This is a genomic window from Lysinibacillus sp. YS11 (assembly GCF_002896375.1).
GTDB classification, from domain to species: domain Bacteria; phylum Bacillota; class Bacilli; order Bacillales_A; family Planococcaceae; genus Lysinibacillus; species Lysinibacillus capsici.
Genome location: NZ_CP026007.1, coordinates 1,160,019 through 1,184,648, shown reverse-complemented (window position 1 = coordinate 1,184,648; position 24,630 = coordinate 1,160,019). Strand labels below are relative to the sequence as shown.

Below are 24,630 nucleotides of genomic sequence, written 5' to 3'. Positions count from 1 at the left end.
GATAATAGCCGCTCCTTATAATAAGAGCGACTACTATTATTTAAACCTCTTTTGCTGTAAACACACCTTCTAACAGGAGTGGTACCATATCTTCAGCAGGCTTGATATTTAATAAATGACAGCACAGTGGTGCAACTTGTAATTGAGAAATAATGCCTTCTTTTATGCCAGCCTTTACAGCATCTGAAATGACAAATAGCGGGACATGACGATCCTCATGTGTGGTACCGCCATGATTACCATCTCTTGTCATGCCATGATCAGCCGTAACGATAACCTCATAGCCCAGCGCCATACACTTTGGAATAAACAAGGATAGTAAAGCATCCATCGCTAAAACTCGATTGCGATATTGAGCAGAATCTGCCGTAAATTTGTGACCATCATCATCAACATTCATTGGATGAATATACAGGAAATCAGGCTGCTTTTGAGCCATTAACCATGCTGCATCGGCAAATACATGACTATCTGGATAATGATCCTCAAAATAGAACATACCATTGTCAATTGGTAAATGTGTATCGAGTTGTAACCTGTCCTCCATATGATTAAATGGCGCTCTATTATAAAGCTCACTCACCCAATAATAGGCGGAGGCTGCTGTAGTTAAACCATGCTCCTTTGCGATATGAAAGATACTTTGCCCTTTCGATAAACGCACTGTCATATTGCTGGTAACGCCATGTACAATAGGGGGTGTACCGGTTAAAATCGTCTCATACAATGGTCTTGATAAAGAAGGCACCTCTGAGCAAACCTTATAGCGAGCAGCTACCTGACGCTCGACTAAATGGTGCAAGAACCCCATATGTGTGCAGGCTGTGTCAAAGCGCAAGGCATCGATAACAATGAGAACCACTTTGTTATTTTGCATGGATTAACACCTGCTCTTGATAGAGTTGTGGGATTTGCTTTGTTGTATCTTCCCATTTCTTTTGGTCTTTAACAGGTTGTGCATTCGTATACATATCAGCAGGTAATAGTAAATCTTTTACATCCTGTGGTAATTTCACTCCGTCCCGAATTGGACGCGCATAGCCTTTTGCTAAATTTTCTTGACCTGCATCAGATAAAATATATTCACGTGCTAGCATGGCAGCATGTGGGTTTTTGGCATATTTATTAATTACCGTTGCATAACCAGAAGTGACAGATCCCTCCTTAGGTATCACTACATCAAAGCGGTCCTCATCAATTTGATGACGATAACCTAATGCATTAAAGTCCCATAAGATCGCAACATCTATTTCACCTTTTTCTAGGTTTGCTACTGATGGATCTCCCTGTAGACGTCCTTGCTTCGCTAATTCAGCAAAGAAATCTATACCTGGCTGGATGTTGGACTCATCTCCACCAAATGCCATAGCTGCTGCTAAGATGGCAAACTGTGCTTGGTTAGCTGTTAATGCATCCCCAATACTTACTGTGTAATCTCCATTTTTTAGGTCTTCCCATGATGTTGGAGCATTCTTCACATTATTTTTATCTGTCAAAAAAGAAATGGTTCCTGTATAGCCAACAATCCAGTGTCCTTCATCATCTTTAGCCCAATCAGGTATTTCATCCCAATAAGACGTTTTGTATGGTAATGTTAAGCCCTTGTCCTTAGCGATTGGTCCAAAAGCAATCCCGACATCTCCAATATCTGCCGTAGCATCATCCTTCTCTGCTTCAAACTTCGCTAACTCCTCTGCACTCGACATGTCCGTATCCTTGTGTTTGATGCTATATTCGGTCCCGAGTTCCTCCCAGGTTTCTACCCAGTTCGCCCATGTATCTGGCATACCGACAGAATTAACAGTGCCCTCTTCCTTTGCTTTTTCTGTAATGTCCTCAAGCGATAAATCCTTGTTTACCTCATTTGCACTAGATGAACTGTCAGAACAAGCTGCCAACATGGAAATAGCTAATGCACCAATTAGACCTTTTTTCCACAGTTTTTGAATTGCCATGTGTTGGACCCTCCATTTGTTTTGCTTTATTTTTATTTGCTTACAAACGTTATGTTATAAAACAAACATTAAGCAAGTATGGAGGTGTTAAGAATATTTAGTAAAAATTATTGAGGAATTATAAATATCTATGAATTTAATAAATAAATGAAGTAGGCTTGTAAAGCTAGCGGGGGAAGATAAGAAAAATCTAAGTATGTGTACGTTTGCTTTACAGACGTACACATACTTAGATTATTTGGAGAGACCTAAAAAATCAGCATATGTATGCGGCTCATTTTCCTTGAGAATTGTTAAAAATGTAAATGCCAATTGCACAACTGACCACCATCTCATATTGTAGGACATTTCAAAACGAGAGGGCTCTAATGAAAAGACATCTTGAAAAATATCTAACGGTTCTATTTGCTCATCCTTTAAAATGGATAGAAAGCCAAGAAATAACGTATGATCTTTAACCTCAATCAATTTGTCCTCTACAAGAGCGTCAATATTTTCAGGGTGTTGAAAATTACATTGTGTAGCTACATAACGTTCTAAATCCTGAGCACGCTTTCGGTCTTCACGTTCCTTTTTTTTTGCAATAAAATCAATGACGTTATTCACGTACATCGCCTCTTTTTTCTTTTATTGTAGCATTTTTTTAAAGAATATTGCCTGCACCGCCCCCTACAATTTTTACATGAAACCTTTAATTGTGCTTTTACTCGCGGTTGATCGCTAAATACTAGTGAATCCAATAAAAAAAAGACATCTTATAATTAAGACGTCGCAATGGTGGCTATCACTTTTCCTCCTCCCGTTATGGAATCATTAGCCAACGTTAGTGTTCCACCATGTTTTTGAATGATGGACTCGGCAATATAAAGACCCATGCCATGATGATTTGCTGTATTTCTACTTGGATCTCCCCGATAAAATTGCTTTGTGGCTTCCTTTACATCTTGCGGTGAAAAACCAGCACCACTATCTATCACAGTAAAATGAATAACATCTGCCTCTCCCTGAACAGATAAAGTGACTTTGCTATTATATGGCGTGTGCTCTATAGCATTGACAATCAAATTTAATAAAGCCCGATAAAAAAGCTCCTCCTCTATCATAAAGACATCAGGCAGTTTATCCTTTTCTACACTAACTTCAATTTTTTTTCTAAAGCAAGTGCCTTCATTTGCTGTTCTAGCTGTTGAATAAATGAAGCCATCTCTACAGTTGTTTTTACACCACCAACACTTTGCTCCATATTGGAAATATCTAATAATTGCTTTGTGAATTTTTCAATTTCTAGCGTATTTTTTAATATATAAGTGTTGTATTCTTTTTGTACTTCATCTTGAACAGTATCCAATAAAAGTTCCGCATTTCCTCGAATAATCGTAAGAGGTGTTTTCAAATCATGGGCAAGGGCAGAAATTTGTTCTCTGCGCGCGCGCTCTGCTTGCCATTGTTGTGTCAATGAAGTATTTAATGCTTCCTTCATCTGCTCAAAAGAAAGTGCAATATCATCAATTTCTCGAATCCCAGATGGTTTTAAATGAAAATCTAAATTTTGATGTTGGATTTTTTCAATGGCTTCTTGTAAGCCCATCATTTTTCGTTTAAGTCTTCTGCCGAAATGCACAGCAAGCACCGTTGCCTGTATGATAACGCCCATAATAAACAATAGTAAAACCGTTAATTGAGGATTAGGTAAATATTTTCTCATAACAGGTGTGCGATACTCAGGGACTAAACCATAGCGTAAAATGCACACTTCCTGTTCTCGCTCAACGAACGCATAAAATCGAGCATTACTTTTCGTCTCTCCCCTCTGCTTTAAACGCCATGCATGGGAAGCCTCTTTTTCTGTTAAAGTACCAGAAAGAAATTCACCCTTATTAGAAATCACTGCGTAGTCTACAAGATCAGGGATCATCTCGTCCGTTACCGAGCTGCTTGTAGCAATTCTGTCTTTTGCTAAAGTGATTTGTGTCTCTGCATAATTTGCAGGTAAAATAATATTAGCTGAAAAGGCAAACATAAATAGACCGATTAATAGTGCCACTAATAAAATGATACCTAAGCAAAGAAAGAATAAATATCTCAGGAAAAATGTATGAAGATGTGTTCCTTTCCTCGGTTTTATCGTCTCCATTTATAGCCGATCCCCCAAACCGTATCAATGACTTCTATGTCAAACGCATGTAGCTTTGACCGAATATTTTTGACATGCTCTGTTATCGCTGTACTGTCACTTTTGCCATCAAACCCAAAAATCGTTTCGTATATCTGCTCTTTTGAGAAAACCTGCCCGCGATGACGTGCTAAAAATTCACATATTTCATACTCACTTTTAGTTAGCAGAACGCGCTCATTCTGAACAAACAGTTCTTTACCAGAAAGATTAAAGTGAACTTTATCGCTATAAAGGATGTTCCGCTTCTCTCTGCTTTCCCTTCGGATATGCGCATTCACCCTTGCCCGTAGCTCTCCAATGCCAAATGGTTTAATCAAATAATCATCTGCGCCTAGGCCTAAACCATACATCACATCTTCTTCTAAGGATTTAGCTGTAAGAAAAAGAATAGGACAATCTACAGCGTGCCTAATTTGCCCACACAATGTAAAGCCATCCATAATAGGCATCATCACATCAAGCAAAATTAAATCAAAGGAGCCTAAATCCATCTTGCCTACTTCTGTCGGTTTAGACACAATGGTTACCAAGTGATTATCTTTATAAAGTGCATTTTTTATCAGCATTAAAATATCCACTTCATCATCCACTACTAATATATTTGCCATAATTCACCCTCTAATTTTCAGATGCTCTACCTTCCCATCTCCAAAACCATAAACAAGACAGCGTAAAAGTCAATAGGATACCCCCTAAGCACGCCATTATGCCCGTCTGGATACTTGTTTCGAGCAATGTTAAATTTGTTCCTGTCGATGATAAAATCCATAAAGAAACAAAATGACCGCTCCATCCATAAGGTAAAAAGGGCCAAATACGATCCCCTAAGCCTGTAAGCAATAGGGCGACCAGCAGAGCTTCTACAATACCTAAACCAATCGAAGCGCCTTTACCAAATTGGAAGCTTACAAACAAATGTAACATATAGAAAATCACATGACTGCCGAATAGAATACAAGCAGCCATACTATAAAATGAATAGCCCAAATCTACTTCATGTAATAGTTCTCTAAAGCCAAAACTAAAAATAGCTATAGATAGAAAGATGGCTCCAAAGCTAAACAATAATAATAAGATAAGCTTGCTCATATATGTCTTTATTTTTATGTTTGTTGTAGCTAGCATACCTTGGAAACGACCAGCGTTTGCTTCCTGCTCAGATGCCATAGCACATACTAATCCTATTATAATTGGTAGTCCACAAGCCAGCCCCTGAAAATAGGCAGTTACTTTTCCTTGAAAATTCCATGGCGAATAGGAGTAGTAGGCTAGAAATAGCCCAGAAATAGCAAGGGGGACAAGTATATGTGTCAGCAAAAAAGGTGTTCGTTTTGTTTTAAGGCATTCCACTCTTAATAATCGTAACATGTCCATCCGCTATTTCGCCTCCCTTTTTGTGAACCACTTCGCCGTAAGAAAGCTAATCATCATAAACCAAGCTAATGCTATCAGTAAGCCTGGAAGTATAACGCCTTTATCCAATAAAGGACTACCTTGTGGTACTAATAAACCATTTGGTAATATGCCAAGTGTCGAACATAACAAACGAGGACCAATCGCAAATGGATAGTAATACCACATTTCCCCATCTGCAAAGGCAACAATCCCTACGATATTGGCTACTACATTGAGTAAGATGGTCAAATAGGTACCTAGTTTAGCTGCTAAGAAAAGACATAAAGGTATTTGCCACAAAAACGTCAGGAAAATAACAAAAGTACTTAGTAAACTGCTCGCTATTGGTAAACTATGACCAAATAGCAAGCCTCCAGCCGTGATTCCTCCAAAGAAAATAATCGTAATCAGAAAAAGCCATATGCTTGATGTTACTATTTTTCCTAGCCAAATCCTTTTAAGATCAAGTGGTAAGGCAAGAATACTATGGTATTTTATTTTTTTATCCTTTTCGATCACTAAGGCACAGCAAATCGTCAGTGCACCTGGCAGAAGCATCGTATACCACCAGTTATAAGCTCCTGTTTGAAAATATTCACCTCCCATAAGTACAGCGCTTATAAGTAAGGTTATAAGTGGCGTAAGCCAAAGTAATTTGGGAATAAAAGTTCGCTTCCATTTTAATTGTTCCGCTTTCATAATGGCTATCATGCTAGTAACCCACCTTTCTATTGGTGGCAACAACCTGCATGAATAGTGATTCTAATTCCTGACCTTGCGGTGCTGGTCCCTGATAGCCAAGCTTGCCATCAGCAATAATGCCAATGTCATCCACAACCTGTTCCACCTCTGACAAAATATGACTAGATAAAATCACAGTGATGCCTTGCTCTGGAAATGAGCGAATAAGCTGACGAAGCTCCTGTATACCAATAGGATCAAGTCCATTTGTAGGTTCATCTAAAATTAACAGCTTTGGCTTGTTTAGCAGCGCAATCGCTATACCTAATCGTTGCTTCATTCCTAAGGAAAACTGCCCCGCCCGTTTTTTTCCTGTATTCGTTAAATCTACAATTTTTAATACTTCTTCAATACGACTTTGCGGTAGACCTAATGCTATCGTGCGAACTTGTAAATTTTCCGTTGCTGTTAAATTATCATACAGGGGAGGTGTTTCAATTAACACGCCGATGTCCTGTAAATCATTTCGTGTCCATGTATGTCCATTAAAAATGATATTCCCAGCATCTGGTCGTAACATACCTGTCATCATCTTTAATGTTGTGGATTTCCCCGCTCCGTTTGGTCCAAGTAAACCGTAGACCGTATTAAGTTGGACTTCTAACGCTACATTATCCACAATTTTTTGCCCTTTAAACGACTTATTAAGATTTTCTGTCTTTAATATCAAATCTTTCATCATTAGTCATCATCCTTTCGATGACCTTAGTGTAAAAAAAAATTATAAGGATTTTATAAGGATTCAATATCAAAATACTCGCGGTAGCTATGCGTTTACCCGCGATAGATCACTAAATACTGGCGATTCTTTCATCAAGCATAAAAAAAGCATTTGGAATGACTTCATTCCAAATGCTTCGATCTCATCAATTTTACATAAATTCTTTTACTAAATCATTAAAATCATTTTCGCTCATTTTGATATCGATATCTGTTAATGGTAACTCAGAGTAGCCAGGTACTTTTTCTTGATACGACGTTGTTTCCGTATCATGATAAATAATGCCTGTTACTAACCCCTCGTGTTCCATCACTGTACGCATTGCCATACCACGATCTGAGTGATCATAACCTTCAACATCTGCTAATTTTGTTAAATTTTCTTTAAACCAATCATATGTGTTCACTTTGTTATACGTTACACAAGGTGAAAAGACATTGATAAATGAGAAACCTTTATGGTTAATGCCAGCTTCAATTAGTGCTGTTAATTCTTTAATATCTGTAGAGAAGCCCTGCGCCACAAATGTTGCACCACTTGTTAACGCTACCTCTAAGGGTTTCAATGATGGCTCAATCGCTCCACCTGGTGTAGATTTTGTAATAAATCCAGCAGCTGAACGTGGAGATGTTTGACCTTTTGTTAAACCATAAATTTGGTTATCCATTACAATATAAGTTATATCAATATTACGGCGGATGGCATGAATTGTATGCCCCATACCAATAGCAAATCCATCACCATCACCACCAGAAGCGATAACATGTAAATCACGATTAGCCATTTTCAAACCCTGTGCAATCGGAAGTGCACGACCATGAATACCATGGAACCCATAAGAATTGATATACCCTGAAATTCGACCTGAACATCCAATTCCTGAAATGACAGTAAGTTCATTTGGTTCTATGCCGACATTTGCAGCAGCACGTTGAATAGCTGCTTGTACTGAGAAGTCTCCACAGCCTGGGCACCAGTTTGGTTTCACTGTATTACGAAAATCCTTAAATGTTGCCATTAGCGAGTCAACTCCTTCACACGATTTTCTAATTCACCAGGCAAGAATGGTGTACCATTATATTTAGTGATTGTCGCGATTTTATCGTGACCACCAACATTCATCTTCATAATATTAGCTAATTGACCTGTATAGTTATTTTCTACAACGATCACCTTTTTCGCTTGTGCAACAAGAGGTGCTATTTCTGCAGATGGGAATGGGTGAATTAAACGAATATGGGCATGATTCACTTTCATTCCTTGTGCATTCAGTCGTTCTTGCACTTCTTCAATAGCTCCTCTTGTTGAGTTAAAGCCTACTAATAAAATATCGGCTTCCTCATGTGGTGCATTGACAAAGACTGGGTTATCAAATTTCAAGCTCTCTAATTTGCGGAAGCGTTTATCCATTTGAGTTTGGCGATTACCCGTTGCCTCAGATGGCTTCCCTGTTTCATCATGTTCAACACCTGTAACGTGATGAATACCATGCAATGTACCTGGTAAGACACGAGGTGAAATGCCATCTTCTGTATCTTCGTAACGCTTGAAGTAGGCTTTATCTGCCGCTTCCTCAAGATCATCCATCACAATTTTACCGCGACGAATTTCAATTTTATTATAATCAAATGGCTCAACAGATTGTTTACCTAGAGATAATTGTAGATCTGTCATTAAGATTACTGGTAATTGTAATTCCTCTGCAATGTTAAATGCTTGGATCGTATCAAAGAAAGCTTCCTCCATTGTAGACGGTGCAATGACTACTTTAGGAATTTCTCCATGAGTACCGTAAAGCATAGCCATCAAGTCAGATTGTTCTTGCTTAGTTGGTAACCCAGTTGAAGGGCCTCCACGTTGTGTATCCACTACTACTAAAGGTTGCTCTGTCATACCTGAAAGACCAATTGCTTCCATCATTAATGAAAGACCAGGACCAGCAGAAGCGGTAAAGGAACGTACACCGCCAAAGTTAGCGCCAATAGCCATTGTTGCTGCTGCAATCTCATCTTCCGTTTGGATAACCGTTCCACCGAATTTTGGTAATTTTTTAATCAAGTATTCCATAATTTCAGATGCTGGTGTAATTGGGTATGCTGCCATAAAGCGTGTCCCAGCAGCTAATGCACCAAGTGCTATCGCATCGTTCCCAATCATAAACATACGACGTTTACCATCTGCAGGTGCAAGCTCCCATTCGCCTATACGATCAACTAACAGCTCATTCATAATTTGACGACCACGTGTAATGGCTTCCATATTTTTTTGTACGACTTCTTCGCCCTTTTTACCAAAAATATCATCGACAACATTTTGGAATACTGCGTCTTCTAGGTTTAGCAATGATGCAGTTGCGCCGATAGCCACCATGTTTTTCATTAACGAAGTACCAAGCTCTGCTGCTACTTCTGTAAACGGTACTGCAAATAATGGTGCTTTTGAATCCTCTGGTTTAACAGGATCAAATTTTGCATCGGCTAAAATAATACCCTTTTCTGTAAGCTCTTTATAATTGACATCAATTGTTTCTTGATCGAATGCCACTAAAATATCTAAATCATCCGCAATTGAACGTACTTCTGTTGGACGAACTGTAATTTTATTATTCGTATGGCCACCTTTAATTCGAGAAGAGAAGTGACGATAACCGTATAGGAAATAACCTAGACGATTCATTGCCATTGAGAAAATCTCACCTGTACTCTCAATCCCTTCACCCTGTTGCCCACCGACTTTCCATGAAAGCTGATGTAACATGTCAACAACTCCTTAAATCCAATGTGTACTATTATTTTTCCTTCATAAGTTTAACACGAAGAAACCGTCTGGACTATTGTTTCTCCACGATTTAGGCGAAAATCAGACCTTTGACTGAAAATCCTGTTCATAAAGTTGTAATTTTCAAATCTAAGCAAAATCACGCCCCTATTTCAAGTGACATCTATCATATGTAAAACAGGAAAACGAAAAAATGCTCCGCCACAATATTATGTGACAGAGCATTTTACTTCATTACTTTTTTATCGAATACGTTTTTCCACTAGCAGCTTTAATGCTGTTCGTTCTTCTCCAGCAATCAAAATATCGGCAAACGCCGGCGCGCAAATTAAATCTGTGCCACTTGGCGCTACAAATCCGCGTGCAATGGCCACTGCTTTCACGGCTTGGTTAAGTGCACCTGCCCCAACTGCTTGCATTTCTGCCTGCCCTTTTTCTCTGATTACCGCGACTAATGCACCTGCAACTGAATTTGGATTAGAGCGTGATGATACTTTTAATGAATCCACAATTATTCCTCCCCGTTTCGCGAATAGTGTTTACGCTCAACAACTCATGTCCCCCTTTTTGGACCTCAAGTTATTGTCCGTAGCACATTTTATGCTCCGCAAAACGGAAATAGACTAGTTTGACAAAGAAACCTATATCCCCGTAAAAGAAACGTAAAAAAACATTCTTCGACTTATCTACCCTTGAAATGGATAGTCTTCATTTATATAAATGCGTTCACAGGCAATAGCTTTTCCTGTTCGATCATCCATCTCGACAAAGAAACCACTCAAAACCTCTCGCCCTTTTTTCGGAACTTCAAAACGAGATGGCATGTTTGTTTGGAATTTATAGATGACACTTTCCTTCGTCATACCTAAAATTTCATCGTACGGCCCTGTCATACCAACATCCGTGATATAAGCCGTACCTTGCGGGTAAATTCTTGCATCTGCTGTTTGCACATGTGTATGTGTCCCAACAACCGCTGAAGCCTTTCCATCTAAATGCCAACCAAGAGCGATTTTTTCACTAGTCGCTTCAGCATGAAAATCCACGAAGACAAGTGGAGATATTTGTCGAGCCTCTGCAATCAATTGATCTGCCATTGCAAACGGATCCTCATGTGGAGGTAAAAATACGCGACCATGTAAATTAATGACAGATAATGTCACGCCATTTTTAGAAATCTGGACCATACCTTTACCAGGTGCTTCACTTGAAAAGTTTGCCGGACGGATTAAGTAATCCGCGTCATCAATAAAATCAAAAATATCTTTATTGTCCCATGTATGATTCCCCATCGTAATAACATCTACACCCATTTGTAGCAAGCTATTATAAATATTACGAGTAATCCCTCGTCCTGCCGCAGCATTTTCCCCATTTGCAATCACAACATCTGGATTATACTTCTTTTTTAAGCGAGGTAAATATTTTTCCACCGCATCTCGACCAATTGAACCAACAATATCACCAATAAATAGAACTTTCATTATGCAAGACCACACTTTCTCTAAATAACATCTTTTAGTTTACCATCTTTGCTTTGGCAATCGCAAAGTAAATCGCAAGCCTTACCCCATTTACACGTTTAAATACCAGTTTATTTAGGATTTCTGGATGGGAAATTGTGCATCTTTTTTATTAGATGAGGCCCCATTGGTATTGAGTTGCCCTATAAAAAAAGCGCCTAATTTCCATTTACTCATTATATATGTTATACAAATGGAGCAACTGAGACTGACAATAAATGAAATGGCAATGACAGAAAATACACTTAATGTTTTGATAAAATTCGTTAAAAAAATTTTAAGTAGGCTATTAACTAGGGGATGTAATAAATATATACCGAAGGAATAACGACTAATAAAAATGATAAATTTCGGCATTTTTCTTCTTTTACTCGCTATGAAAAATAACAGAAAAGCTACACTGAATGTATAAAGGATAACGTCTATTCTCTTTGAATGAACTTCCGTAATAATACCTGATAATTGAGTGGTTAGCAAAAGACTTACTGTGATTAGTAATACTGCTAGTAACAAATAACGAAAACGCTGTAACCACGATAGAAATTTATCATAATTTTTTCCACAGTAATAAGCTACTGCAAAATAAGCAATCCACGCAGGAAATGGCATCTTATTAAAAAAATCCCATTTTAAACTAGTATACGCTAAATCAGGAAAATACTTAAATGGATCCAAAAAATTAAAAAAGGCTAAGTAACCAAAATTAATGATAAAAGCAGTCATTATTACTTTATAGGCAGGGTATCTTGAGGCAATAAATTTCACAAAAAATGGATGAATGATATAAAACTGAAAAATGATCACGATAAAATAACCATGGAAGTCACCTTCCAAATAATTTAGTAGTAGTTTTTTGGCAAATTCAATAGAAGGCGATTCAATTGATTTAAGAACGGCATCGAGTAGTCCAATAAAAAGAAATGGCGTTAACATATATTTATAACGTTTTACATAAAACTTTTTCGGCAAACGATCTGAATAGGAATAGGCAATGACAAACTCTGAGATAAATATAAAAAGAGGTGTCCCGAACATAAAGATCAGCTGAATAGATGTCAGGATTACGAATAGTGGACCTTCTTCTATGTCATACATGTTCAATGCCAACGTAACACTATGCATTAACACAATCCCTAAGCAAGCAACGAATCGTAGTAAATATATTTCTTTGACTTCTCGCTTCATCACCCTCACCTGCCATTTCAAAGGAATCAATTTGCCTTTCAATTATGCTACTTACCTTACTCAATGCAGGGATAAAATTATTTACTATTGGTAATTGTTCTCTTTAATTGCACCAAAATATCTCGCATTGTTTGAGGCTCAATAATAAAATTACCTACTAATAAAATAAACATCGTCCACAAGGAAATACATATAGCTGCTACAAGCCATGAACCTGCAGATGTAATATGGAGCTCGATAAAAAATATAAATGGTATTGCTGCAGTAAGTGCAAAAATACTATTTTGCACAATTTTTTTGACAGTATCTTTAGGTGAATTTTGTAAAATCTTTTTAGAAGAATAAATGATTAAATCATAAGTACGATAGCCGTATGAACAAATTCCTCCCAGTAATATTCCTTCTGCGCCAAAAAACTGTACAAAAACAAGAGAAACTACAAGGTTGATTAATGCTTCCATAATGGCACGATTTTTCGTCTCTCTAAAATGGCCTGCAGCATTCACTAACGTATTGGCAGGAATCCGAATTGTATTCGCTACTCCTACAATGACAAACAATATTGCTAACCAGGGCCTTATGTAATTGGCATCTTCAATCCCTGCTGTATAAATCTTTATAAATGGCAATATTAAAATAGCTGTACATGTGTAGCTAAAAGCAATGATGCCATAAAAAATATATTCAAAGTGATGAAAATATTTCCGAAGAACGTCCTTATCCTCTTTGACAAGAATGTCTCCAAAAGCTGCTAATATCGCCCCTGAAAAAGTGGATATAAACAATGTGACTGCATTAAACACCATACTATAAACTGTAAACACACTGACTTCTGTTAAGCCCAGAAAAATCGTTATTAAAATAAACGGCGTGTTAAACACCACTAAAGAGGCAATTTGATGAATTAAAGCATCCCATTTATCTTTAATTGCTAACGTATTCGCTTGTTTTTTACTATTGAAATATGGATATTTCTTTTTAACATACAATCTTAAAAAAGAATATCCAGTAACAATAAGACACTTGAACTAGCAACAACAATGACGATGGAAAAACCTAATGCTATCAAAGTAACTGACAATAGTGCACTCGCAAAAAGCAACATTGTTTGAATGCGAAAAATAACATAGCTTTTTTGATCTGCCGACAGTAGAACTAAATATTTCCCTATAAAAAAATACTCCCACATGCCACTAATCCCCAAAATAAGTACCATGTAAAGAGCCGTTCGCGGATTCACTTCATCTCCTACTAATAACGGATAACAAATAGCCAAAATGGCGACTAAACCAACAAAGACATAACCCGAACGTCTATAAAAACGATTAGTGGCTGAAAGAATTCCATTTATTTGGTCTTTATCACCCTTGGCTAGTGGCTTATAAAGTGCCACTATCGATGCATTACCAACCCCAGCCTCTACTATTTTTAAATAACTTAAAAATTGCTTAATCGACGAAACAAGCCCGTTTGTAGCAGAGCCGTATGTTGTCATAAATAGTCTAGGTAAAATGAAATTAATAACCGCTGCAACAACTTGTAGTAATACATTAGACATTAAATTTAAAACTACTCTCTTAGTTCTCATGCTGGTAAGCACCTTTTCTTTTAGTAAAAGTAGGAATTAAACCTTTGCAATCACTGATCCGCCGATTAAGCCTATTCAACATGAAAAGTAAAAGAATTTGTTTTTTCTTTAATAACCAAGTATAGATCTTTGATTTGAGCGGCATATTTGTCATCCGAATCGCATGCAACGATCCATGAAACGCTTCATGAATCAACATTTTCTTAATAAAGGTACGCTTTTCATGTAAACGCTTATGGTTGAATCTATTCAATTCATTATTCACAGCTGCCATCACTAAATAAGTAAAATAATACTGAAGTTGTTCAGCAAAATTAGGAACCTGGTCTGCTTTCCTGTACTTTAAAACTTTCAATTGTTCATACAACACAAGTATTTTTTTAAAAAACATCTGATCATAACTAGCCGTCATGGAAGAAGAATGCTGACGGTAATGGTAGAGATACTGATTTTCTAATATATAAATACTTTCTGCATCAAGTAAGCTAGGATATGTACAAGCAGCATCGTCCCCCATGCAAATTTGATCATCCACATCAAAGAGATTTTTCTCTAATAGGTCTCTTTTAAATATTTTATTAGATAAAGATGGATATAAGCCAAAACGGTAATACTCGCCCGAATATAGCATAATTGGATATACTTCTTTTTCCATTCTATCCTTCCTGTACAAACCAGGCGAGACAAGCTGTGATCTCTTCACTTCTTGGAGTGGATAATTTTCTACAATGTCACAAATAACAATATCTACATCAAAAACACGTGCAGTATTACATAATGATTTATACATATCAACTTCAATCCAATCATCACTATCTACATAACCAATATACTGTCCTTTGGCGACCCTTAGCCCTGCTTTACGGGCACTGACAGCACCACTATTTGCTTGATGAATGACGGTAATTCTTGTATCAGATTCGGCATATTCATCGCAGATTACTGAGCAGCTATCAGTCGAGCCATCATTTACTAATATCAACTCAAAATCTACGAATTCCTGTCTCAGAATACTATCAAGACACATTTTTAAGTAAGGTTCCGTATTATAGACGGGGACAATAATGCTTAAATATGGCACTCACCTCACCTCTCATTCATAGTAGTTCCCTTACTTTTACTCATAGTCAGTGCAAACATAATTAATAAAATATGATATGGAAAATAATCCATGACAAATGAATCAAGTCCTATATTCGCTATTAACATGATATAGAGAGGAATAGCGTTGATTGAAAGGATTTGAAAGCCTGGTCTATTCATAATTCCGACATTCTCTCTAAGTACTTTATAGAGGCTTGAAATGTATAGTACTGACAAGACTATTCCGATTAAACCTATATAATAGGGAGTTGATAAGTACATTGTATGTGCCATCTTTACCTTCGCAAAGCTTGTGCCAAAGCCTGCACCCAAAACAAATACTTTCGTGTTTTGAAGGATTTCATTTACAAATAGGCTCCAACTACTCACTCGACCAGTGGTAATGGCATCTGTCGATATTCCTGACCCAAAAAACCGAATCCAATAAATTTCGAATAACTTCTCGTAAAAAAAATAGAGGGCACCCCCACAAATAATCACGATAAAAGACGAAAATTTAATAGCAGTCTTCACATTATTTCTAATGAATACAACAAATGTCATCATAATGAAAACGATTAATGTAATAATAAACATTTTGGAATATGTCAGTATGCCAAAAAATGCTAATATCACGAGTAATACAATTGACTTTTTCTCCTTTTTTCCATCCAGATTAAAAAGCACTAATAAACAAGCCATAGCTATTAATACTTGCAAACTAAAGTAATTTGGATCTAAATCTAAACCCGTAAATCTTGTACTAATCGAGTTCATTGTCTTCACTGTATTCACAATGGTCATTGACTCTATGAAATGATCAATTTCTGGGATAGAATAACTAATCAATCGAACGATTGAAGCAGCTAGTAAACCCGATGCATAGATATACGTATACCTTCTGAAATATGCCTTATCATCGAGGGTCAATATTGCACAAAAGAGCACACTATAATTCAACACAAAGCCTAAAACTGCAATAAGATTACCACCACTAACTATCGTTACGGCCACCGTATAAAATGCAAATAAAAAATAGGTTAATAGGAGTCGTTTTGAAATACCTTGCTTTTGTAAAAAGAGCGTCAAAATACTTAACAAAATATAGAAAGAACTAAGTACAACAAGCAGTGAATATCCTGATATATCGAATTTAATGACATACACCCACGAAATAAAAAACAATAAATAGTCAATTCGATGCTGCTGCTTATCTAGCAGCATCGCCAAACTAGTTAAAAGGAAGAAGAGCCAGAGAAATAGATTACTACCTGTATATATTTTGAATACGACAAAGATACTTGAAATTATACAAATGAGCACACTAAAATTCTTAGATTCTATCATGTACATCAAACTCCAATACTAGTTGCTCTTGAGCTTTTTTGTTTGTGTAGTGATTTTCCTCTATGTAATTTTTCATATTGTGTAGTAATTCTGTATTTTTCATAACACTAGAAATGACTTGAAAGATATCTTGAATGTTAAAGCCTGTTATCAATCCGTTATGACCATTACAAATTTGTTCACCTGCTGCGGCAAAGTCCGTTGTAATAACAGGCGTTTGTACAATTAATGCCTCCCCAATGACCATTGGATAGCCTTCGTAGGCAGATGTTAAAACGAATACATCACTACATTTTATAAATGGATACGGATTTTTCATTTCTCCTACAAATTCAACTACATCCTCTACACCTAGTTGCAAAGCTAATTGCTGATTTGAAAGTAGGTCTGGTCCATCCCCTAAAATGCGCCAGCGAAAATTATTTATAGAAGCTTCCTTTAACAACTTACACAGATGTGGAATAAGGTCGAACCTTTTTGTACTATTTTCAATTCGCCCGACAGATATTAAATCCAACTCGCTTTTATGAAACGGTGTATATTGACATGCCAGTTCTTTAATCTCTTCGATTGGAAAAAAATTATAAACCACTTGAATTTTATGTTGATATTCTGGAAGAAAATTTATTAAATTTTCCTTACATGCTACTGAAACACATAACAATCGATCAAAATTTTTATAGGTTTTGACACAAGCCTCATAATTAAAATTCGCTTTAATGGGATCTGTATGAATCCATGCGAGCTTACGATTTGCTATCACAAACTGATCTACAAATAAATTGGTCCCCTTATTGAAGTATTGATTGGGTACATCATTAAAATAAGATATGGCGATATCATAATGACAATTATTGCGATGTTTTTTTAAAAGCTTCGAATAGAAGTTATGGGAACCTATTAATCGAATAACTATCATACACACAATGCGTAAAATAATATGCCATACGTTATTTCTTTTTTTCACTTCAGCAAAAGGTGTAGCAATTAGTTGTAACAGTAAGTTCCCTGTAGTTACCTTCACATTGGAGGGAATATCGTTCATTAATTCCCCTCCACTAAATGTGAAAACATCTATCTCATATTTCTCGTAGAGGCTGATTTCTTTTAGCATATTAATTAACGCCTTTTGGATGCCACCCATTTGAAAATTTTGTGCAACAAATAATATTTTCATATTAGCCCCCTAAAAATACTACTGTAAATTTTCATATTGCTCTTACGTTTGTGGATAAAAATTGGATCGATAGCCGCTACGAGCTACTCCCTTTGCTACTCACACTCCGCATAGCTTTTATAAAATACTGTATAAATCTGTTATCCGTTTCTCCATTTTCGCCCAGCTGTAACCTTCTTCGTACAGTGCCTTCATTTCACGAGAAATTTCTGGCCATTCTTTTCTACGCTTTACCAAATTCTCAATTCCGTTTTGTAAACTCTCTCTATTGTAATCAATAAGTTCTCCAAAATTATTTGCTGCAACTACTTCTGACATTCCCGTATTTTTCACCATAATCAAAGGCTTACCAAGCATTAATGCTTCATAGAATTTATTAGGTGCAGCATAATAATGGTTAGAGATGGTAGGATCATAAATAGCCGTCATAATGTCACAACTATTTTCTAACTCTATTGTTTTTTCATAGGGTAACTTACCATAAAAGTGTATATTGTCATGCATTTTCGAAGCTTGCAGCAATGTATCAGCTAACTTACCAAATCCACCAATATGCAGCTCATAACTTGGCGTATTCTTTACTACTTCAACCAATTCACTAATCAATCGATTTTCAGTAAGTATACCTACATAGACTATTTTTACTTTTTTCGGATTCAACTCTAAGCAATCATTGGAATCTATATAACGTGGAGTATTATATATGACCTCTATTTTTTTAGGTGAAGCCTTAGCAATCTGTTCTTTGCGCTTTTCTGTACATATAATGACTGCATCCACACTATTCATAAGGCGTATATCTAGACTAGCAATGACCTTTCCAATAATCTCTGGTCCATAAAATGGTGATGTATACGAATCAAATACGTCGTAGATTACTTTTTTACGAAGTAATTTCCCACATATTGTACCTATTAACGCTGTATCAAAATCACAAGCGTGAATCATATCATACGTATTTTTATGGCGAAGTAACCATTGAAAAAGTTTAAGTTGAAATTTTATAAATGGGACTAAGTTCTTTTTCAAACCTCCTCCAAATGTTGCCGGAATACCAAACCTTGTAATACGAATTGCCTGTTCACCTTCTAACAGCTGGTTCTTTATTTTATATTTTTTATCTCTATCCCAAGCTAAAATGTGAACCTTCCAATTATTTTTCGCAAGGCAATGTGCTTCCTTTTCAACCCTTGGATCTGGAGAAACAGGGTTACTCCTCATAAAAACAACTCGCATCTCATATGCCCCCCTTAAACATAGAATGTCTCTAGTGCTTCAGCTACTTTTTCCTACCTTTTATGTCCTTACAACTTAAAGGTGCTTTCCCATTTTAAAAAAACTTCCACCATTTTTTTGTGAAAGTATCATCTGGTTCATATACAATTAATGGAAGATTGTTAATGATTCGTTCGTTATTTTCAAGCAAAAATTCTACCATATCCAAATCTTTTTGTTTTTCTAAAAATCTAAGTCCCTTTTCAAATAAGAAAGGACGTGTATTTAAGTTATGCACATCTGAACCGTATGTATGGACAAGATTCGAGCGCACTAAATTTAGCGAAAGTTTTTGGACGGTTTTTCCAAACAATCCTGCTAAACTCCCTGATGTAATTTGTGCAACTGCCCCCTCGCGTATAATTTGTTCCAAATGACTTGGATTTTCTGAAATGACTCTATTTCGCTCTGGGTGTGCAATAATTGGTGTTATGCCTGCTGTTAATAACGAGTAAATGATATCCTTTGTATATTTGGGAATATGATTAGAGGGAAGTTCCAACAGCAAATAATTGGAATTTGCTAATGTATGTAATTGTTTTTTTTCATACAATTCTAGAATGTTACCTGCCAAGCGTACCTCTTGTCCCGTGTAAAGTTTTAACGGCATATTACGTTGGTCAATTGCCATTTGTAACTGTACAATTTGCTCATTCACGACATCAAAGGGGACATTATACAATGGATGTAAAGCATGCGAAGTGGAAACAATCGTTGAAATCCCCTCCAAAACTGCCTGCTCAAATAAACAAAGTGTCTCTTCAATCGTTTTCGGACCATCATCGACATCAAATAATATATGACTGTGCATATCAATCACTGTACTTCACTTCCCTGTCTAGATACTTGAATTAACGATAATATTGCTCATAATATTGATGGAGTGGCATTTTATAGTTATTTAATACTACGCCTAAAATATTTGCTTTTGAGGCTTCAAGGCTTGACTTTGCTTTTAACACACTTTCATTTTCTGCAACTCCACTGTTCACAATTAATAATGTACCATCACATTTATTAGACAAAATTTGAGCATCTGTTACAGATAATAGGGGTGGCGCATCAAAAATAATGATGTCAAACTCTTTCTTTAGTTCCTCAATTACACTCCCCATTAAGGTAGAAGCTAGTAACTCTGCAGGATTGGGGGAATAGGCCCACTTGTCAAGACATATAGATTAGCAATATCTGTATTATTGACGACTTCGGAAATTGTAAAATGTCTTGTTAGTAAATTTGATAGACCTCTAGCATTTTGCAATAGAAACGTATAATGCATTGTTGGTTTTCGTAAATCTGCATCTACGATGACGACCCGTTTTCCTTCTTGTGCGAAAACAACACCTATATTGGCTGCATTGGTTGACTTTCCTTCACCTGGTGTTGCAGATGTTACTAATATTGTTTTAATTTCTCTATCAGGCATTGAAAAAGTAATATTTGTTCGGATTGTTCGAAATTGTTCAGAAATAAAAGAATGGCCATTTGCAATCGTCACAAGTTTTCGTGCCATTTTCACTAACTTCTTCTTTTTCTTTTTTTTCCAAAACATTATGATCCTCTCCTCGTTTTACGAGATTTTATCCTAGTGCTTTTATTGTGAGCATCACTAATTTGACTAATCAAGCCAATAATCGGTAGTCCTACTAGCTCTTCAATATCTTGCTCCGTCTTGATTGTAGTATCTAAGCTCTCTATTATGATGATGATAGCAGCACTTAAAACAAAGCCAATAAATGAGGCTGCTACTATATAAAGGGTTTTATTTGGCGCAATCGGTACAGGTTCCTTATCTAATTGTGCAACTGACAAAATATTAACATTATCAACCGTCATTAAAACTTGGATCTCCTCTTGAAACACATCTGCTATTGTATTGGCAATTTCGACAGCCAACTCTGCTTGCTTGTCTACAACATTAATATTGACAACTTGTGAGTTATTGGCACTAGATACAGTAATTTGATCCATTAAAACTTCAGGTGTGACATCCAAATCTAGCTTATTTATAACTTTAGATAAAATAGCAGAACTTGTTATGATAATGTTATACGTATTAATAAGTCGGAGATCTGTTTCAACCTGTTGTACACCTAAATGTGGTTGCTCTATATTTTTTTGATTAACTAAAATTTGCGTTTCTGCCTCATAGGTAGGTTTTAACACAAAGATACTAATAAAGGCTGTAACCAACGCTGCAAAAAGTGTAAAACTTATGATAAAAAGAAAGTTTTCTCGGACTATTTTCAATATATCTTGTAATGTGATTGTTTCTTTCAATGCTCTTCACTCCTTGTCAAAACATAAACCAGTTGTAAAAATGGAGTATAACTAGGCTGGTTAATTTTTAAAAGGTATTCTTGTTGAGGCTAGTTCACTATGCTTTATTCCATACTATATTGTTGGAATCATCCATTTATTCTTACTGGGTAGATCACATCGAATTTATTCACATACAAAAAGGCACCCCTGACCTTGGTCAAGGGATGCCTATTATTTTAATATTTATTTCGCGTATTCCACAGCACGTGTTTCGCGAATAACTGTTACTTTAATATGACCTGGATAATCGAGTTCTTCCTCAATACGTTTGCGAATATCACGCGCAAGACGATGAGACGCTAAATCATCAATTTTTTCAGGTTGTACAATAATACGAATTTCACGTCCAGCTTGAATCGCATAAGATTTTTCTACGCCATCATAGCTTTCTGAAATTTCCTCTAACTTTTCAAGTCTGCGGATATAGTTTTCAAGTGTTTCACTACGTGCACCTGGACGAGCAGCTGATAATGCATCAGCTGCAGCGACTAATACCGCAATAACAGATGTTGCTTCAGTATCACCATGATGCGAAGCAATACTATTAATGACAACTGGGTGTTCCTTATACTTTGTTGCTAATTCCACACCTATTTCAACGTGGCTTCCTTCAACTTCATGATCGATTGCTTTTCCAATATCATGTAATAAGCCTGCACGACGAGCCAATGCTACATCTTCACCAAGTTCAGCAGCAAGTAATCCTGCTAAATGTGCGACTTCAATTGAATGTTTTAGGACATTTTGTCCATAGCTTGTACGATATTTCATGCGGCCTAAAATTTTCATTAAATCTGGATGTAAGTTATGAATACCAATTTCAAATGTAGTTTGCTCACCTGTTTCGCGGATTTGTTCATCCACTTCACGTCGAGCTTTTTCCACCATTTCCTCAATACGAGCTGGGTGAATACGACCATCCTGTACAAGTTTTTCAAGTGCAAGTCGAGCTGTTTCACGGCGAATTGGATCAAAGCCTGATAATATAACCGCTTCTGGCGTATCATCAATAATTAAATCAATTCCTGTTAACGTTTCCAATGTACGGATATTACGGCCTTCGCGACCAATAATACGTCCCTTCATTTCATCATTTGGCAAGTTCACAACAGATACAGTTGTTTCTGCTACGTGATCTGCAGCAAAGCGTTGTAGTGCTAATGATAAAATTTCACGTGCTTTTTTATCTGAGTCTTCTTTCGCACGTGTTTCAGCTTCTTTCGTCATCACAGCAATATCAGTTGATAACTCTTTTTCTACTTCATTGAGGATAATTGATTTAGCTTCATCCCTAGTTAAAGCAGAAATACGTTCTAACTCTGTTTTTTGTGATGCCATGAGCTCGTCCACTTTGCTCTCCATCTGTTCAATATGCTGTTGTCTTTCAGCTAGAGCTTGTTCTTTGCGCTCTAAGCCAGCTTCTCTCTTATTTAGAGCATCATCTTTGCGATCAAGATTCTCTTCTCTTTGCAATAAACGGTTCTCTTGTTTTTGAAGTTCTAAACGACGTTCACGAATGTCATTTTCAGCTTCAGTACGAAATTTGTGAGTTTCATCTTTGGCTTCAAGTAGTGCTTCTTTCTTCATTGCCTCCGCTTCTCGTTTTCCTTCTTCAACGATTGTTTCAGCGACATGTTTAGCACCAGTGATTTTTGAGTCATTCACTTTTTTCATGTAGATATAGCTAACAGCGGCACCAACGATGAGTCCAAGCAAAGCGGAGATGATAGTAATTCCATCCATATGAACACCTCCTCTTGCTATTTGGGTATTACAGTTTCAGTCGGCGCATACATCTATGTCGCCTTAGCTAAAATGCACCAGATTTTGTTAAAATTTATGCAAAACCCGTTTCATTGGCCAAAGGCATTATCTTCATCCAGTAGGCGTTTAGACATCCATTTTAAAGGATATTTCACTATAAAACATTTGCTAAATGAGGATAAAATGTACTGCCTATTTAAAGTCATAATTCAGAAATTATACATATTTAATTGTATAGCTAGCCTCATGCTCTGTCAAGGATAGTCAGGCGTATGTTCGCCACCTTAGCCAAAAAAAGTAAGTCCTATCCATTCAGTGAATTTTTTCCCTATTACTATTTCACTAGAAAATTTTCCATGTTAAATACAATTAATAAAAAAACAGTACATAAGAAATAAACACATAGCCTCTCTCTTATTATGTGTAAAAATTTAAGAATATAGACAAAAAAATGCATTGCCCCCTCAATAAAGTGGGAACAATGCAATCATTAATTATTCTTCTTCCAGAAGTAACATTAATTCTTCATCCATCTCTTCTTCATCATCATGGGCAGCAATTGTATAAGAAGAAGCTGCAATACCATAAGAAGCTCGGATTTTATTTGCTATGTCTTCTAGGACAGCAGTATTTTCTTTTAAATACTGTTTAGCATTTTCTCGTCCTTGACCTAAGCGCTCATCGCCATATGCATACCAAGAACCACTTTTTTGTACAATGTCTAATTCTACGCCTAAATCGACTGTTTCGCCTTCTTTAGAAATTCCTTCTCCATACATAATATCTACTTCAGCTGTACGGAAAGGTGGTGCTACTTTATTTTTTACAATTTTAATTTTAGTACGGTTACCAACAATATCATTACCTTGCTTAATAGCTTCTGCACGTCGCACTTCTAAACGGACAGAGCTGTAGAATTTAAGCGCTCGTCCACCTGGTGTTGTTTCTGGATTACCGAACATAACACCGATTTTTTCACGAATTTGGTTAATGAAAATAGCAATCGTTTTTGATTTATTAATCGCACCTGAAAGTTTACGTAAAGCTTGAGACATTAGACGTGCTTGTAAGCCGACATGAGAGTCACCCATATCCCCTTCAATTTCAGCTTTTGGCACTAAGGCAGCAACAGAGTCAATAACGATAATATCAATAGCCCCACTGCGCACTAATGCTTCTGCGATTTCAAGTGCTTGCTCACCTGTGTCGGGCTGTGATAATAATAGCTCATCAATATTGACACCTAATTTTTGTGCATAGATTGGATCTAATGCATGCTCCGCGTCGATAAATGCTGCTTGTCCACCTGATGCCTGTACTTCAGCAATGGCATGTAGAGCAACAGTTGTTTTACCAGATGATTCTGGACCGTATACTTCAATAATACGTCCACGTGGATATCCACCCACTCCTAATGCAGCATCAAGTGCAAGTGAACCACTTGAAGATGTCGCAATTTCTAAATCGGTTTTTTCACCGAGTTTCATGATGGAACCTTTACCGAAATTCTTTTCAATTTGTTTTAGAGCCTGTTCTAAGGCTGCTTTACGATCACTCATTCATTTTCCTCCTTCGAAAACTGTTCACTGTTTTTATCTAT

General features: G+C 36.7%; 24 protein-coding genes and 1 pseudogene. All 25 read right to left on the bottom strand.

Features of this window, described 5'->3' with window-relative positions:
* Nucleotides 1–40: 40 nt before the first annotated feature.
* Nucleotides 41–877 (bottom strand): alkaline phosphatase family protein, encoded by an 837-nt coding sequence (locus tag LBYS11_RS05495; protein ID WP_066036562.1) that lies wholly within the window; start codon nt 875–877, stop codon nt 41–43.
* Nucleotides 867–1,955 (bottom strand): ABC transporter substrate-binding protein, encoded by a 1,089-nt coding sequence (locus tag LBYS11_RS05490; protein ID WP_066036561.1) that lies wholly within the window; start codon nt 1,953–1,955, stop codon nt 867–869. Before LBYS11_RS05490 ends, LBYS11_RS05495 begins: the two co-directional genes overlap by 11 nt.
* A gap of 234 nt (nt 1,956–2,189) precedes the next feature.
* On the bottom strand, nt 2,190–2,567 hold the full coding sequence (locus LBYS11_RS05485) for an ELKS/Rab6-interacting/CAST family protein (RefSeq protein WP_227744978.1): 378 nt from the start codon (nt 2,565–2,567) through the stop codon (nt 2,190–2,192).
* Between the two features lie 149 nt (nt 2,568–2,716).
* A complete protein-coding gene (locus tag LBYS11_RS23475) occupies nt 2,717–3,058 on the bottom strand; it encodes an ATP-binding protein (RefSeq protein ID WP_233732482.1) in 342 nt (113 codons plus the stop codon).
* Between the two features lie 26 nt (nt 3,059–3,084).
* A complete protein-coding gene (locus LBYS11_RS05480) occupies nt 3,085–4,089 on the bottom strand; it encodes a sensor histidine kinase (RefSeq protein WP_233732477.1) in 1,005 nt (334 codons plus the stop codon).
* Nucleotides 4,077–4,739, bottom strand: coding sequence for a response regulator transcription factor (locus LBYS11_RS05475; RefSeq protein ID WP_103117599.1), 663 nt, complete (start codon nt 4,737–4,739; stop codon nt 4,077–4,079). Before LBYS11_RS05475 ends, LBYS11_RS05480 begins: the two co-directional genes overlap by 13 nt.
* A 10-nt stretch (nt 4,740–4,749) precedes the next feature.
* Entirely contained in the window at nt 4,750–5,505 is a 756-nt protein-coding gene (locus LBYS11_RS05470; protein ID WP_103117598.1) for a lantibiotic immunity ABC transporter MutG family permease subunit, read from the bottom strand.
* Between the two features lie 3 nt (nt 5,506–5,508).
* Nucleotides 5,509–6,237 (bottom strand): lantibiotic immunity ABC transporter MutE/EpiE family permease subunit, encoded by a 729-nt coding sequence (locus LBYS11_RS05465; RefSeq protein ID WP_048391501.1) that lies wholly within the window; start codon nt 6,235–6,237, stop codon nt 5,509–5,511.
* A 1-nt stretch (nt 6,238) separates the two neighbouring features.
* Nucleotides 6,239–6,946 (bottom strand): lantibiotic protection ABC transporter ATP-binding protein, encoded by a 708-nt coding sequence (locus LBYS11_RS05460; protein ID WP_103119052.1) that lies wholly within the window; start codon nt 6,944–6,946, stop codon nt 6,239–6,241.
* Between the two features lie 193 nt (nt 6,947–7,139).
* Nucleotides 7,140–8,006: a 2-oxoacid:ferredoxin oxidoreductase subunit beta gene (locus tag LBYS11_RS05455; protein WP_103117597.1), complete on the bottom strand. Its 867-nt coding sequence runs from the start codon at nt 8,004–8,006 to the stop codon at nt 7,140–7,142.
* The gene (locus tag LBYS11_RS05450) at nt 8,006–9,745 is read right to left on the bottom strand and encodes a 2-oxoacid:acceptor oxidoreductase subunit alpha (protein ID WP_054550545.1); all 1,740 of its coding nucleotides are present in this window, start codon (nt 9,743–9,745) and stop codon (nt 8,006–8,008) included. Before LBYS11_RS05450 ends, LBYS11_RS05455 begins: the two co-directional genes overlap by 1 nt.
* 263 nt (nt 9,746–10,008) lie before the next feature.
* Nucleotides 10,009–10,275 carry a stage V sporulation protein S gene (locus LBYS11_RS05445; RefSeq protein WP_004224903.1) on the bottom strand — a complete coding sequence of 89 codons (267 nt, stop codon included), beginning with the start codon at nt 10,273–10,275 and terminating at the stop codon, nt 10,009–10,011.
* A gap of 177 nt (nt 10,276–10,452) precedes the next feature.
* Nucleotides 10,453–11,250: a TIGR00282 family metallophosphoesterase gene (locus LBYS11_RS05440; protein ID WP_048391507.1), complete on the bottom strand. Its 798-nt coding sequence runs from the start codon at nt 11,248–11,250 to the stop codon at nt 10,453–10,455.
* 114 nt (nt 11,251–11,364) lie between these two features.
* Nucleotides 11,365–12,474: an acyltransferase family protein gene (locus LBYS11_RS05435; RefSeq protein WP_103117596.1), complete on the bottom strand. Its 1,110-nt coding sequence runs from the start codon at nt 12,472–12,474 to the stop codon at nt 11,365–11,367.
* Nucleotides 12,475–12,551: 77 nt separating this feature from the next.
* The gene (locus LBYS11_RS23470) at nt 12,552–13,463 is read right to left on the bottom strand and encodes a lipopolysaccharide biosynthesis protein (RefSeq protein WP_233732474.1); all 912 of its coding nucleotides are present in this window, start codon (nt 13,461–13,463) and stop codon (nt 12,552–12,554) included.
* A gap of 2 nt (nt 13,464–13,465) precedes the next feature.
* Nucleotides 13,466–14,032: a hypothetical protein gene (locus LBYS11_RS23465; RefSeq protein ID WP_233732470.1), complete on the bottom strand. Its 567-nt coding sequence runs from the start codon at nt 14,030–14,032 to the stop codon at nt 13,466–13,468.
* A 19-nt stretch (nt 14,033–14,051) separates the two neighbouring features.
* The gene (locus LBYS11_RS05425) at nt 14,052–15,143 is read right to left on the bottom strand and encodes a glycosyltransferase (protein WP_048391513.1); all 1,092 of its coding nucleotides are present in this window, start codon (nt 15,141–15,143) and stop codon (nt 14,052–14,054) included.
* 5 nt (nt 15,144–15,148) lie between these two features.
* Nucleotides 15,149–16,492 (bottom strand): hypothetical protein, encoded by a 1,344-nt coding sequence (locus LBYS11_RS05420; protein ID WP_054550541.1) that lies wholly within the window; start codon nt 16,490–16,492, stop codon nt 15,149–15,151.
* On the bottom strand, nt 16,479–17,669 hold the full coding sequence (locus LBYS11_RS05415) for a glycosyltransferase (RefSeq protein ID WP_066036552.1): 1,191 nt from the start codon (nt 17,667–17,669) through the stop codon (nt 16,479–16,481). The genes LBYS11_RS05420 and LBYS11_RS05415 overlap by 14 nt, the downstream gene beginning before the upstream one ends.
* Nucleotides 17,670–17,786: 117 nt before the next feature.
* A complete protein-coding gene (locus LBYS11_RS05410) occupies nt 17,787–18,905 on the bottom strand; it encodes a glycosyltransferase family 4 protein (protein ID WP_066036551.1) in 1,119 nt (372 codons plus the stop codon).
* A 94-nt stretch (nt 18,906–18,999) separates the two neighbouring features.
* Complete coding sequence (locus LBYS11_RS05405; protein ID WP_233732463.1) at nt 19,000–19,755, bottom strand: tyrosine-protein phosphatase; 756 nt, start codon at nt 19,753–19,755, stop codon at nt 19,000–19,002.
* 40 nt (nt 19,756–19,795) lie between these two features.
* A pseudogene (locus tag LBYS11_RS05400) lies at nt 19,796–20,496 on the bottom strand (CpsD/CapB family tyrosine-protein kinase).
* Nucleotides 20,496–21,224: a YveK family protein gene (locus LBYS11_RS05395; protein ID WP_048391525.1), complete on the bottom strand. Its 729-nt coding sequence runs from the start codon at nt 21,222–21,224 to the stop codon at nt 20,496–20,498. The pseudogene LBYS11_RS05400 and the gene LBYS11_RS05395 overlap by 1 nt, the downstream one beginning before the upstream one ends.
* A gap of 225 nt (nt 21,225–21,449) precedes the next feature.
* The gene (gene rny, locus LBYS11_RS05390; protein WP_004224930.1) at nt 21,450–23,009 is read right to left on the bottom strand and encodes a ribonuclease Y; all 1,560 of its coding nucleotides are present in this window, start codon (nt 23,007–23,009) and stop codon (nt 21,450–21,452) included.
* 515 nt (nt 23,010–23,524) lie between these two features.
* On the bottom strand, nt 23,525–24,589 hold the full coding sequence (recA, locus tag LBYS11_RS05385) for a recombinase RecA (RefSeq protein WP_004224934.1): 1,065 nt from the start codon (nt 24,587–24,589) through the stop codon (nt 23,525–23,527).
* Nucleotides 24,590–24,630: the final 41 nt, after the last annotated feature.